Origin of the sequence: Paenibacillus sp. 453mf (assembly GCF_900116105.1) — a bacterium.
Classification (GTDB): domain Bacteria; phylum Bacillota; class Bacilli; order Paenibacillales; family Paenibacillaceae; genus Paenibacillus; species Paenibacillus provencensis.
The window spans coordinates 83483-97107 of record NZ_FPAC01000004.1; the positions used below are offsets into that span (position 1 = coordinate 83483).

The 13625-nt window shown below is 41.9% G+C and carries 10 protein-coding genes and 1 CRISPR repeat array; of the genes, 2 read left to right on the forward strand and 8 right to left on the reverse strand.

Going from position 1 to position 13625, the window contains the following annotated elements; all coding sequences use genetic code 11:
• Window positions 1-12: 12 nt before the first annotated feature.
• Complete coding sequence (locus tag BM415_RS17925) at window positions 13-990, reverse strand: ABC transporter permease (protein ID WP_244533539.1); 978 nt, start codon at window positions 988-990, stop codon at window positions 13-15.
• Between the two features lie 183 nt (window positions 991-1173).
• Here BM415_RS17925 and BM415_RS17930 point away from each other — a divergent pair, with 183 nt between their 5' ends.
• Together BM415_RS17930 and BM415_RS17935 are read left to right on the forward strand one after the other, a co-directional pair.
• The gene (locus tag BM415_RS17930; protein ID WP_091160384.1) at window positions 1174-1758 is read left to right on the forward strand and encodes a GNAT family N-acetyltransferase; all 585 of its coding nucleotides are present in this window, start codon (window positions 1174-1176) and stop codon (window positions 1756-1758) included.
• 175 nt (window positions 1759-1933) lie between these two features.
• Complete coding sequence (locus BM415_RS17935; RefSeq protein ID WP_091160385.1) at window positions 1934-2749, forward strand: DUF4097 family beta strand repeat-containing protein; 816 nt, start codon at window positions 1934-1936, stop codon at window positions 2747-2749.
• Between the two features lie 80 nt (window positions 2750-2829).
• Window positions 2830-4629: a CRISPR direct-repeat array (repeat unit 32 nt; unit sequence ATTTCAATCCACGCATCCACGTAGGATGCGAC).
• Window positions 4630-4797: 168 nt separating this feature from the next.
• Here the strand turns inward: BM415_RS17935 and cas2 are convergent.
• The 7 genes from cas2 to BM415_RS17970 are packed head-to-tail and all read right to left on the reverse strand — an operon-like array spanning window position 4798 to window position 12736.
• Window positions 4798-5088: a CRISPR-associated endonuclease Cas2 gene (cas2, locus tag BM415_RS17940; RefSeq protein ID WP_091160386.1), complete on the reverse strand. Its 291-nt coding sequence runs from the start codon at window positions 5086-5088 to the stop codon at window positions 4798-4800.
• A 9-nt stretch (window positions 5089-5097) separates the two neighbouring features.
• On the reverse strand, window positions 5098-6129 hold the full coding sequence (gene cas1c, locus BM415_RS17945; protein WP_091160388.1) for a type I-C CRISPR-associated endonuclease Cas1c: 1032 nt from the start codon (window positions 6127-6129) through the stop codon (window positions 5098-5100).
• Window positions 6126-6782 carry a CRISPR-associated protein Cas4 gene (gene cas4, locus BM415_RS17950; RefSeq protein ID WP_091160389.1) on the reverse strand — a complete coding sequence of 219 codons (657 nt, stop codon included), beginning with the start codon at window positions 6780-6782 and terminating at the stop codon, window positions 6126-6128. The genes cas1c and cas4 overlap by 4 nt, the downstream gene beginning before the upstream one ends.
• Window positions 6772-7632: a type I-C CRISPR-associated protein Cas7/Csd2 gene (cas7c, locus tag BM415_RS17955; RefSeq protein WP_091160391.1), complete on the reverse strand. Its 861-nt coding sequence runs from the start codon at window positions 7630-7632 to the stop codon at window positions 6772-6774. The genes cas4 and cas7c overlap by 11 nt, the downstream gene beginning before the upstream one ends.
• 1 nt (window position 7633) lies before the next feature.
• Complete coding sequence (cas8c, locus tag BM415_RS17960; protein ID WP_091160392.1) at window positions 7634-9556, reverse strand: type I-C CRISPR-associated protein Cas8c/Csd1; 1923 nt, start codon at window positions 9554-9556, stop codon at window positions 7634-7636.
• Window positions 9553-10275, reverse strand: a complete 723-nt coding sequence (gene cas5c / locus BM415_RS17965) for a type I-C CRISPR-associated protein Cas5c (RefSeq protein WP_091160394.1) — start codon at window positions 10273-10275, stop codon at window positions 9553-9555. Before cas5c ends, cas8c begins: the two co-directional genes overlap by 4 nt.
• Before the next feature lie 19 nt (window positions 10276-10294).
• Entirely contained in the window at window positions 10295-12736 is a 2442-nt protein-coding gene (locus BM415_RS17970) for a CRISPR-associated helicase/endonuclease Cas3 (RefSeq protein WP_091160396.1), read from the reverse strand.
• Between the last annotated feature and the right edge of the window lie 889 nt (window positions 12737-13625).

Sequence of the window (13625 nt, forward strand, 5' to 3'; positions counted from 1 at the left end):
CCTCCTTTCTCCTTAATAAAGGGATGTTCCGTTAAGCTTCTTCGACACCTTGTTTGCAAGGAGCAGCAGAATAAGCGCGATGACCGATTTGATCAAGCCGACTGCCGTCGAATACGAATAACGTCCGGATAGAATACCGGTCTGGTATACATAATAGTCAATTACATTACTGGCACTGTCGTTCAGCGAGTTGCGCAGTACAAGAATCTGGTCAAAGTTAGAGTTCAGCACACCGCTCACCGCGAGAATGAACAGAATCGAGATGGTCGATTTAATAGATGGCAGTGTAACGTACCACATCTTCTGGAATCGTCCCGCTCCATCAATGGTTGCTGCCTCATACATTTCAGGCGATACACTCGATATCGCTGCCAGATAGATGATGGCAGACCAGCCAAGCTCCTTCCATATATCAGAGGCAATAATAATCGTCCAGAAATATTTCGGCTCGGCCAGATAACTGATCGGCTGATCGATAAAGTTCAGTGCCATCAGGATGTTATTAATCACCCCGATATCCGACAGCCATGTCGCCAGAATTCCTCCAAGAACGACCCATGATAGAAAGTGAGGCAGATAGGAGATCGTCTGTACCGTGCGTTTGAACTTAACACTCCTCAGCTCATTGAGGAACAGGGCGAACAGAATTGGAAGCGGGAAACCGATAACCAGCTTGAGCAAGCTCATCCCCAGTGTATTTCGAATTACATTACCGAGGTTGTCATCATCCAGAAACTCTCTGAAGTGTTCGAGCCCAACCCATGGTGCGTCCGATATGGAGCCGATAATGTCGTATTCCTTGAATGCGATAATAATGCCGTACATTGGGATGTAATTGAATATGAACATCCAGGCTACACCAAGCAAGGCCATTGTCTGTATGTGCTTCTGTCTGAGAAATTTCTTTCCCAGCTGGAGCGCAGCTGAAGCTCGGGGAGCTTTAGCTTGCTTCGCAGAAACAGGTGGTGCTTGGCGAGGTTCCATGTCCATAGAGGAGCCCCCTTCATTTTGTAATATTCATTGTGTAAGCACTTACATTTGATAAATACATCATACTTTCAAATCATGGGGCTGATAAGGTGTTAAATTTCGTTTTTGGTGCTCATTTTTCGGGTTGATCCTCTTTACGACCCATGTTATGTTTATTAGAAAAATTTTCTAGGGGGCGCTGCTATGAGTACTGCTAAGATTGATCCGATTCTGTTAAATTTCCCGGATAGCATAGATAGCGAAAGGCTGATGATTCGTGCACCGAGACCAGGTGACGGCACGGTCATGAACCAGGCGGTCCATGAGAGCCTCGCCGAGCTGGCACCCTGGATGCCTTGGGCCAAGACTGCGCCTAGTGTAATCGAATCTGAAACACAGATCAGGCAGTCCGCGATTCGTTTCGCGGAGCGCACGGATCTGCAGCTCCTGCTGTTCCACAGAGAGACCGGCCGTCTCATCGGAAGCAGTGGTCTGCACCGGATCGACTGGGAGTCCCGGAAGTTCGAGATCGGCTACTGGGTTCACAGCACCTATACCGGACAAGGCTACATCACGGAAGCGGTGCATGCTATCACCCATTTTGCAGTTAAAGAGCTCAGCGCGAACCGAATTGAGATCCGTTGTGATGCCCAGAATACGAATAGTGCCAATGTAGCCAAACGGGCAGGATTTACGCAGGAAGGTATTCTACGGGGAGACAGCATCGGGGTCGACGGCACGCTTCGTGACACCTGTGTATTCGCGAAGGTACGGGGACATGAATTGTAGATTTATATACAGTTCCGATTCAAAACGTGTAAATTCCAACCAACCGGTACTGCTAAGGAAGCAGTCCGGTTCTTTGCGTTTTTTTCGAATATTTCGCTTGCCATCTTACTTTTATTCTTACAATTAAAGGGTAATAAGTTGTAAATTATACTAACAAAAAAAGGAGGAACCGCGCATGAAGAAGCCATGGAGTATCATTTTATCTATGACTGCCGCACTTGCGTTAACTTCATGCGGTAATGATCCTTCATACCAGACAGGAAACACCACTACTGTAGAGCAGCAGTCCATTCTCGGCCAGAGCCCTACATCTGCCAGTGAACAGAAACGCTCAGGCTCAGATAATGTAGATAAGCCGCAGCATATAACACAGACTCAGGAAATCGAGGCTACTGACATTCGGTCGATCCGTATTGCGGAGGGGTACGAAGGAAATATTTTTATCAAAATGGAATCAAATGCAGAACGAATCACCGCGACTCTTAACGTTGAGCAATGGTCACATGAAGAGCAGCCTCTGCTGTTCGTTAACACGGTGGATCAGACCTTGACCACGGGAATTCGTTATCCGGAAGGTACAACGAGTGAGCAAGTGAATCACAACAACAGTAATGCGGCAGTTCAAGAGAATGCAACCCTATCGATTATTGTACCGGAGAAGCTGTACGAAGAGATAATACTCACGACAAAGAGTGGCTACATCACGGTAGAGCGCATGAACGCTGCATTCATGGAGGTAAAGACCGGGGCGGGAAATCTTGATTTGAAGCAAGTCAATGCCGAGAAGTTTGCTGGTGAGACGGGAGTCGGAGATGTGTTTTTCAAGATCAGCCATCCGGAGCACTATAAATTCAGGGCTAATACGGGGAACGGAAAGGTTGAAATGCTGGGAGAAGTATACGAGGATCATAGCAGATTGATCGCTAAGGGAAATGGCTTTAATGAAACCCAATTAGTCACAAGCAAGGGGAATGTGAGGGTCTATGAGTAAATTAAAAAATGGTGTGAGACTATAAGAAGCCTGAATTGGTTAAATCCAGGCTTCTTTTGGCTGCCCAACCCATGCTCTATATTTCAATTCACGCATCCTCGTGGGATGCAAACTTGTACCGGTTCATCGGACAATACGGAACAGAGTGATTTCAATCCACGCATCCACGTAGGATGCGACATTACAAGAGATGTTGGCAGAATCTCAAGAGATAGCTATTTCAATCCAAGCATCCACGTAGGATGCGACCCAGAAGCTATTTATTAAATTTATAAACGAACATTACAATTTCAATCCACGCATCCACGTAGGATGCGACTTGACGGTACTCGACCAGGCGCTCCAATTACTCGTGAAATTTCAATCCACGCATCCACGTAGGATGCGACTGGCACGATCACATTTGCCCCATCCCTCATGGGTATTTCAATCCACGCATCCACGTAGGATGCGACTTGACGGTACTCGACCAGGCGCTCCAATTACTCGTGAAATTTCAATCCACGCATCCACGTAGGATGCGACTGGCACGATCACATTTGCCCCATCCCTCATGGGTATTTCAATCCACGCATCCACGTAGGATGCGACCGGAGTATGATCATGGTTCTGCCGCCGCAGCTATATTTCAATCCACGCATCCACGTAGGATGCGACGCTTCGCTTTCGTCATCAGGCATCACCGTCCCGTACTATTTCAATCCACGCATCCACGTAGGATGCGACCAAATATTCTATTTATCCTGAATAACCCCGAGAATATTTCAATCCACGCATCCACGTAGGATGCGACCGGCGGCGGATTGTTGCTATTGAATAATACATCGAATTTCAATCCACGCATCCACGTAGGATGCGACTCTTTTGTCGATTCCGTCCATATATGCGATTGGTCTTGATTTCAATCCACGCATCCACGTAGGATGCGACTGCTTCTTTCTTGCGATACTCTACTAATTCTTGATAATTTCAATCCACGCATCCACGTAGGATGCGACTATAGTATCGTATGATAATCTTGTACTGAAAGATATATTTCAATCCACGCATCCACGTAGGATGCGACGCCGACGCGATTGTCGGCATCACTGCCCAAATGATATTTCAATCCACGCATCCACGTAGGATGCGACCAGATACACTAAAGAACGTCACGGCTATAGGAAAGACATTTCAATCCACGCATCCACGTAGGATGCGACAGGAGTCGATAATTTACTGAGTTACATTGCCATCAGTATTTCAATCCACGCATCCACGTAGGATGCGACTCACATTTAGAAAGATAGTCATCGACATGTATTTATTTCAATCCACGCATCCACGTAGGATGCGACCTGAATCTTAGCCACTTCTTGAGTCAGAGTCTTATTTCAATCCACGCATCCACGTAGGATGCGACGCTACCAATGCCACACGAGGTATTAGTACATTACAAGATTTCAATCCACGCATCCACGTAGGATGCGACTAGGCGGTCCGTGAACCCACCCCACTTGGTGGTAATATTTCAATCCACGCATCCACGTAGGATGCGACGTATGAGAATGGGCTCGACCCATGGGAGGGTGTTATTTCAATCCACGCATCCACGTAGGATGCGACGTCACCCAGACAATGGAGACAACACCTGAACCAGCAATTTCAATCCACGCATCCACGTAGGATGCGACTACACACCACCACGGACAGCGTCGGCTTCTGATCTCCAATTTCAATCCACGCATCCACGTAGGATGCGACGGTCTGACGGATGATGACACCGGGGAATTAAACTTCATTTCAATCCACGCATCCACGTAGGATGCGACTACCAAATTCATCTGTCTGGGTGTCTACACCTCGACCATTTCAATCCACGCATCCACGTAGGATGCGACTCCGATTTCGGACAGAACTCTGTCGAAATATCGTGGTTTTTAAATTATTGGGTAAAGAAATCTAATATAGCATCAATATAATATCCATATATTCATACTAAACCCATTATTAGGTCGATTATTACGGTGCGAATCTCCCAGTAAAATGATGTTCACTTCGGGTTCGCATTAAAAAATAATAGGGCCTCCAAGATCAATAGAACTTTTGATACCAAAGTGCTCTATTTTGTTCTTGTAGTTGTTTCCTAATTGATAAATTCGCAAACTATCTGTTTCATTATCAATAATTTTAAGTAATTTCTGTTTGAGAACAGTGAGTTGCGTAGCATCTACGACACACTCAAATACTGAATTCTGTACTCGCTGCCCATAATCCTGGCATGTCTTAGAAACTCTTCGCAATCTAGCCTGACCATCATTCGTTTGCGTACTAACATCATAAGTAATGATAACCATCATTTGCAGCACCTACTTCCATAAAAATGGAGGGTACTCGTCCAAATCATTTCTTAAGTAACGAGCAAGTAATAAAGCCTGCACATGGGGAACTAGCCCCCAATTGATCTTCTCCCCGAGATAAGGATGAGTAATTTTATCCTGCTTTTTACTCTGCCATGCAGATAAAAACTTCTTTCTACCCTCATTTGTCATTAGAACCGCACCATTTTCTTTATGATGGAAATCAGCCGCATTCATCACTTGTTTGTTAATCAATGAAAGAACAAACCTGTCAGCATAAATTCCACGAAGCTCCTCCATTAAATCTAAAGCGAGAGACGATCGTCCAGGGCGGTCTCGATGTAGAAACCCAACATATGCATCGAGACCAACCCCTTCAAGAGCAGAAGCAGTATCGTTAGCTAATAATGTATAGGCAAGTGATAACATCGCATTTACTTTGTCTAGTGGCGGTCTGCGTGAACGGCCATGAAAGTAGAAATCATCTTTCTGCTGTAATATCATGTCATTGAACAATTGATTATAGCTTAATGCGGCTTGCCCTTCCAATCCTCTTAATCTATCAAGATCGTTACAATCTCTTATAATAAGCATTATAGCTGATAAGCTTACAGAGACTGCCTTGAATTTTGCAGTATCAATTCGAAGCGGATAATCCCTTGTCATTCGCTCAATCATCCACTTTTGATTGTATATCTTTCCAATAATGAAATTCCTGGATATCTCCGCGGATTCAGTCTCATTCTCAGATAGTCGATATTGTTTCTTACGCAGAATAACATTCCCTCTGCTCTCTCCTGTTACTCTTGCTAAGAATCTTCCATTCATGGTCATAAAAACAATTGAGATATTTCGCTCCGCACAGTAACCCATTAATGCAGGACTTGCACCGGTGTAACCAAAAGCTACAATAGAATCTAAATTGTGAAGAGGCAGTCTCCCTAAGCGCTCCTGTTCTTTTAACAGAACAACATTATCACCATCCAATGACAGATACACATCGGGTTGAGTAATATACAGGGAATTTAATAGTTTTTTCATTCTCCCAATTTCCCCTCTATGTAGCTCCGTACAGACCTCTTCGTCATCATCTCAGGAAGACACACCGTCTGAAGTGAACAATTTTTACAAAATGTGCCTGTTTTCACTTTGGGTGTGTATTTTCTGTGGTAATAATCATACATTTCTTTAACAATTAAATTTACATCAGATTTTATGCTTGGCGTAATCGATACTTCAAGCCTATGCTTAATCTCATGATAATAAATATACCCTTTAGATATTGAACAAAGAAGCATCTCTTCCAGACAAATGGCTTGTGCAGCAAGTTGTAACACATCAGCGTCATTTAATTTTGGTTTTCCCCGTTTGTACTCTACCGGGTATGCTATATATTTGCCTTTCATCCCGCTGACTTCCACTCCATTATCATCCTGAATAAATTCAACTACATCACAAATACCAGATATCTTCAGCATCTCTGATTTTACAGGCATTGCTCTGACAGTAAGTTTATTGTTTCTTTTTTCTCGGATAAACGGTTGATCCGCTTTATGATGCAAATGCTGACCTTCTACGGTCTTCACATTATCTTCCCACTGCTGTTCGATATGGATTAGGGCCCACTGTCTTTTGCAAAATTGGAAATGTTGAATACCAGACAACATCAAATATTCTTCTATATTAGTGTCCATCAATAATTTCTACATTAAGACCATTCAACTCATATAACTCTATTGCATAGTCTTCAAATGCTTGAGGATTTTCTCTTTTCTTCTTAATATCCAGTGAGCGATGAACCTTTGCCGAAGAGTATTGACCTAGCTTGGAACTATGCTCCCACCAGTAGACTTTATGTACTTCCATACTGCCATCAGGTCGGGCACCAGAAGCATCATTTTCGAAGAGAGTAACTAGGGCCTCTTTTATTTTCTCTGCATCCTCATTAGTAAATCCTGTTTTTCCAGCAAGCTGAGTATTAATGCTGCCGTAAAATACATATAGTCCAAAATCAACACGATGCTTCATCCCCATTGTATCACTGCCCCTGTCAGCGCCTGGTTCAGAGTTTACACTTTTAGTGATTTGCAGACTAGTAATATCAATCGGGTCGACACTTTTTGCACTGTGTAATGAAACAGGACCTCGAACTCCTACAGAGACTCCTTTTCCTCCTGAAGCCTTAAACGCAAACACCTGTCCGAAACTGCGGACATCGAGCCATGTCTCAGACGCTACTTTTGCGAACTCTTCTTCGGAAATATTTTTGGATTTCATAATGCTGTTTAACGCTTCATTTGCATCAGCCCGTTCACGCAAACTCCCATATGCATCATTCTTGCGATCGTTTGACTGTACGAAAATAGCCTCACCCAAATCCTGGAGCCTATTTCTTATTTTTCTTTTAATCGCCACATCTGAAATTTCACCGTAACCATCATAGTTTTGCCTCGGACGATTCCCATTAAGTGGATCACCATTGGGGTTTGCATTTCGAACAGATAAAACTACTGCAAAATCAATCTTATGAGTTAACGTTGACATTTTAAATCACTCCTTCTTCATCGTTTTGAACTAGTGATTCTGTTGCTTGATTTTTGTCTTTTTTCTGATAAAGCTCATGTCGTTGACTGGAGAAACCTAACAGATATTTACCTGACAGCGGCTGATTATTGAAATCCTCCAGTTTAAACTTGCTGCTGATCTCATCTAGAATTCGGGTCCAAATCACCGCTCCTCTGCCGAGGCGGACTAGATAAGGCTGCAAGGATGAATGTATTACCTTCCAGGTTCTTTCAGGATGATTGGCAAAAGCGTTCATATAACGAATCGCATTCGTTGCCCTCTTCTCATCTCCTAAAGCTCTCCGTTCCAGTACATCTGCGACTGCAAGCATACGACCAAATAAATAGCTCCGATCAGTACAATTTATATCCAATCCCAATTGAAATTCCTCCCCTTGCTCCATTAGCTTTTTATTTATCAAAGCACATGCGATACTAAGTGTCTTTTCCCACTCCCACTTTTCCATACCTGCAGGATTAGATGCTCTTTGATAGACGCTTGTCACAATGTCCCTGGGTAGCCTTAAGCCATCTACAATACACGGAATAAGGCGTTCCATCAGTTCTTTCACGATCTTCTCGTTTGCTCTCGGGCCATAAGCAGCAAATGCAATATCTTTAGTAGCGGGGGCACCAATAAATTCAATCAATGTACCGTCATCATTTTTACGATATCGATGAAGCCACACACAAGTCGTATGCCATTTTTCGATTTTATCCATATATAGTTCCTTCTGAAAATTTCGATAATAAAGAACAGACATACGTCCGGTCGTCGCTGAATCCAAGACCATAATATTAACTTCACTTCTCATAGATGGATTATTTCTAAATCCATCTAGTGCTTTAGCAAATTCTTTAGCATAAGTGACACTTGTATTGGATTGCTTGCTAACCGTGGCGGATGCTGGCGCAATATCAAAGCTGTCCTCCATCGGATCAGGGATATTCGAATTTACCTCATTCGTCCAAACAAGGAATACTCGCTGATCTACCGTTTTCCCTTGGCGCTGAATAAGCCATTTTAATGCATTATGAGCCTTCTGTGAGACCTCATAGCTTATACTCGCTGCATCACTGCTTTTAGAAAATCTGCCTCTAAACGTAAATCCGCTTGTGTCGTTGGCAGATATCAATTTTGCCTTATCTGCTGCATTCCTGATCTTATTCGCATGTCTCTCGGTACTTGGGAGCAATTTACCTGTCACATAACACAGATCTTCTCTTCCTAAGAGATCTTGATAATATTGAATAAAAGAATCATAAACTCCCGGATCATCCCAAACCTTTGTTAACATGTGATGTGGTGAGTACACCGTAAATCGAATAAAAGCACTCTCAGGTCCTCCAGCAATGACCCCGTAAATCGGTGGTTTTTCTGAGGATAGCTCTTCATATTTCTTGTCCCATTTCGTAATCAAATGATGGTTACTATCAACAAATAGCTTCTTATCTTCAATTAAATCTTGTATTAGCTGTCCTTTGCTTAAATACGAGTAAATACTCTTTACTTTAGGATGAGCATATGGAGAATTGGCCCAATTGCTCAATTCCTTAATATAGGTTGCAAAAGGCTCCTCTCCCTTTACCTCTCCTCCATACTTCAAAAAATCACCTGCAACATAGCTCAGCTTGTCGTGTAAGGGGTACGGCGCGATAACGGATCCTGCACGACTAGATGATTTCTCAGTACAAGGAATTAATGTGCTGGCATCTTGCTTATCAATTACATGTGCTGAATGAAATTCCCCATTTTCCGTAATGTATACTTCTAAATGAGCGTTTTGAGTGGTATGTGAGATGGGAAGGAGCGTATATTCCCGTTTGCTCCGACTCGTTTCAGTCACTCCTATGCGATCCAAATTTGATTCATACGTTTCATATAACTTGAGTAACCAACTCATGGAGTCCCCTCCTCTTCCATCTGTGCATGCAGCACATCTGCCGATACTATATTTGATTGTTCAAACAGCTTTGGCTCCATATTCCGAATGACACGGACTTGTGTGCAGTTCTCTGGTCTAATAAATTTAATAATTCCATTTTTCATCACTGGATTCCACAGCCTGACCTCTAATTGATCTCTTCCTGTTTCATCTGGATAGTTTAATCCATGCACCATATTTCCAAAATGAATTTCGCCATCATAGCTATCATAGTAGCTATCTCCGGTTCCATATTCGCATGGCTCTACATAACCTTGACACTCCCGTGTCCCCAGAAAAATATCTCTGCGACCTCCCGCAGCCAAAGCGCGTTTTAAAATGTTGTGATGCTTATGTTCATTATGATCATGCTTCAAATCCTGACGGTGCATATTAAATTCAAAATAAGCACGTACCTGATACCGGACATTTTTCAGGTACGTATAATTAGCAAGCGTATTGCCACCGCCGTATTCAATAGGACGAATGCCCTTCGACTCCATGCTAATTGGATTCATTACTCTTATCTCGTCCACATACATAATTAATGTTGGCTTCCAGTAAATACTTTCAACAATGCCCTTAATGGCTTGATACGTCGGAATATGATAAGAAAGCTTCTCTCCCCCCAATTTTGTCAGTGGATCTGTAAACAGTGCGTAGTCACCATAGACCTCAAATTCAATTGAGTTTCTCAATTTCTCACCTCCTTTCTCGTCAAAAAAAGTTCATTTCTAAGGAACTTTCATTTTGTAAATTCAATCCATACTCTAAGTCGTAAGCACTCTCGCTCAAAATCAATACTTTACCATCTAACAAACTTTTGACTCCTCCATTTCTATCAAGTATCTGCAATTCATGGCGGAATAACTGGATTGTATACTGTTGAGACTTCTTTAATAATCTCGTCAGATCTACTATGCTTGTATCACCATTTAAATCTGCTATAATTTCCTTGCCTTCTTGACCGTACGGTACTATTACTGAACTAGTCATATCCTCAATCACTTCAAAATGAGTTGCTGCTGTATTGTAGCTGTTGGCTAAGTACAAAGGCAGGGCTGTCTGATGTCTCGTAGTGTAATCATTAAAAAATGGACTGTTCTTTCTAGGTGCGGTCAAAAGCCGGGAAATCGTAATGTCCGATCCCAGTTGTGGCAGGCGGTAATTGAGATCCGAGCGGAAATTGTTATACAGTTCCTGAAAATATCTTTTCATCGCTTCAATGGATAGCAAGTGACCACCATGAGTTGACGGATCTTTTAACATATCGATAAGGATTCGCTTGGTTATCTGTTTGCCTGCCTTGATTTCAGGCAATTTATCCAGATTTTCTTCCATATGGTCAATAACATATACCTTTCTCAATCCATACTCACCATGGCGGTTACATCTTCCTGATGCTTGAGCGATAGAGTCAAGACCTGCCAATGACCGGATTACACATTCAAAACTCACATCCACCCCAGCCTCAATTAACTGAGTACTGATACAGACAACTCTCTCTTTGTTATTCAAATGATCGCGCACCTTATTTAGAACGTCCTTCCGATGGGCAGCACACATCGAGGTACTCAAATGGTATACAGATACATCTTCTCTTCTATCTGAAATCAATTGTGTATAAAGCCTCTTGACCACTGTTTTGGTATTGAAAATAATCAGCACACTATTGAGTTCTCCCATCTTCTCGGCAACAAAATGAGAAAGCTGATTATTATTCATCGCTATACCTGTTGCTTGATCTATAATCTCTACTCTCTTAAAAGCGGTAATGACTTCATTCAAGTTATCAATGATTTCACCATCCGGGTTCACTTCCAGCTTATTCTCAACATATTCAAGGGCAGGTTGAGTTGCTGTACAGAGCACTATGCTTGTTGAACAATAGGATTTCAAGAAATTTAAGGCTTGATTAAATAACGACACGCATGGAACAGGGACCTTCTGTACTTCGTCAAATATGATGACAGATTGACTTAAATTGTGAAATCTCCGAATATTACGGGATCCTTTGGCATAGATTACATTAAGAAATTGAACCATCGTCGTAAAAATAATTGGAGAATCCCAGTTATCCTTTGCTAGTTTCCATTTCTGCCGCTTATTCATCAGTCCATCATCGAGTTCATCGTTATCATCAGAATCTTCTATAATGTTGGAATGATGCTCCAATATATTTTCATCGTCCATTAATATCTGTCTTACTTCAGCTGTGTTTTGTTCAATAATAGTGGTATATGGAAGGACATAAATGATTCTTTTCTTGTCATAATTCAATGCATGCCTTAAGGCATAGCGCAGACTCGCTAGCGTTTTGCCTCCGCCTGTTGGAATAGATAAGGTGTAAATTCCTGATGGTTTGTCAGCAAACAATTCGCATTGTTCAGACATTTGTCTTCGTAGAAGGTTAATGGGGTTATTGCTTGATTCTGTTTGAAAGGAATCGATCTTCTTCATGAGTAGATCATAATAAGAGAGAAACAGGCTGCTTCTATCAACTTCATTGAATTGTTCATTTTCTTTGCCCTCTTCAAACAATCGCGTATTTGTTCGGTCAGCATCAATAAGTGCGCTGAAAATAAACTTGGTTAAAAACATTAGCTTTGTCTCCAATGAGTGAGATGTTTCCAGTGCCATAAATTGATCTAATTCATTCGCCGCCTGTAAGACGTATTCCTTAAATTCTTCCTCGCTCATTACGGTTTCAAATAAGGCATTTTTTGCCTGATCATATTCATGAAGATGTTTGTCCCTGACACGGTCTAAATATTTCGATTCTAAGCTGGTATCTAAGTAATCTTGCAAGTAGGAATGATGGGAGATAATAGCATTACCAACAATTTCAGCAAGTAGTGAAGTATTTAGTTGACGTCGTTCTTGATGATACAACTCATATAACAGCTTTCCACCTGCAGTTGAATGATCGATGCTTCCTCTTTTAGGTGGATGATCTGGGTTTTGTACCGCTTCTAGTATGTATGTCCGAAAACTATCTGTGAATTTCCCCATGTCATGCAGCAATCCGGCCAGTCCAGCTATATGTGCTGCTCCTATCTTACTTCCGATAGATTCTGCCAACTTTTTCACTTCAAGAAGATGTGTTTCTACCAGCTGATGCTCTTGATCTCCCTCTCGGATATGCGCAATGAAATTCATCGGGGCTCTCCTTATCTTCTCTTCGTTTGAATCAATCTAGTCTTAATATATAGATTAAATTTGTCTACAGTCTGTCACCAAACATATGTTTTCTTTACATATTTTTTTGAAGAAAAATGTAGTTTTTTCGATAGAATTCTTTCCCGCTATAAATCCACATTGCAATTTCATAGGGTCCATCGGCACTATCTCTCTTTTCCGTAATATAATTTGTTCTATATGGTTTAGATTCTGACGATTGCAGCCAAAAGTATCTTTGCAAAATGGTATCAGAGATGTCGGTTCATAAAGCAGTTTCTGTTTACTTCGTCTTTTGCCACATGCTATACAGTGTCCATGCATCAGGAACCACTCCTCATCCATATTATCTTTTAAGCTTAACTGCTATTTCTTTTTCCGCGTTCTCTCAAACAAATAACATTATTATTGAAGGTTAAGTTTTCTCAAAAAAATTGGAGCAACATAATTCTTTTGATTAAGCGCTACCGTTTTCAATCTCAGTGAAACCCACACCTAAAGGAGTAAACTATCCCGTTCCGATTATGTTTATGGAGAAACTATGAAATTCCAAAAGCAAAGGATTCCTGCAACGGATCAAGGGTTTCCAAGCATTTTTAGACAACAATTCAACGGTGCATCTGTTTCAACAACCATCAATACTTTTAGCACAAGCTGAATAACTTAAGACATGTAAATTAAAGTCAGGCTTTATGTGTGGTTTTTAAATTGACTAAGACAAGGGCAGCTCTTGATAGCTGCCCTTGTCTAATCAGTTATAACCATTTTATTCTTTCAATCCACGCATCCGCCAAGGATGCGACGAGGCCAAGCCTCCGGCTAAGCCCCTCCACCTCCTGATTTCAATCCACGCATCCACGTAGGATGCGAC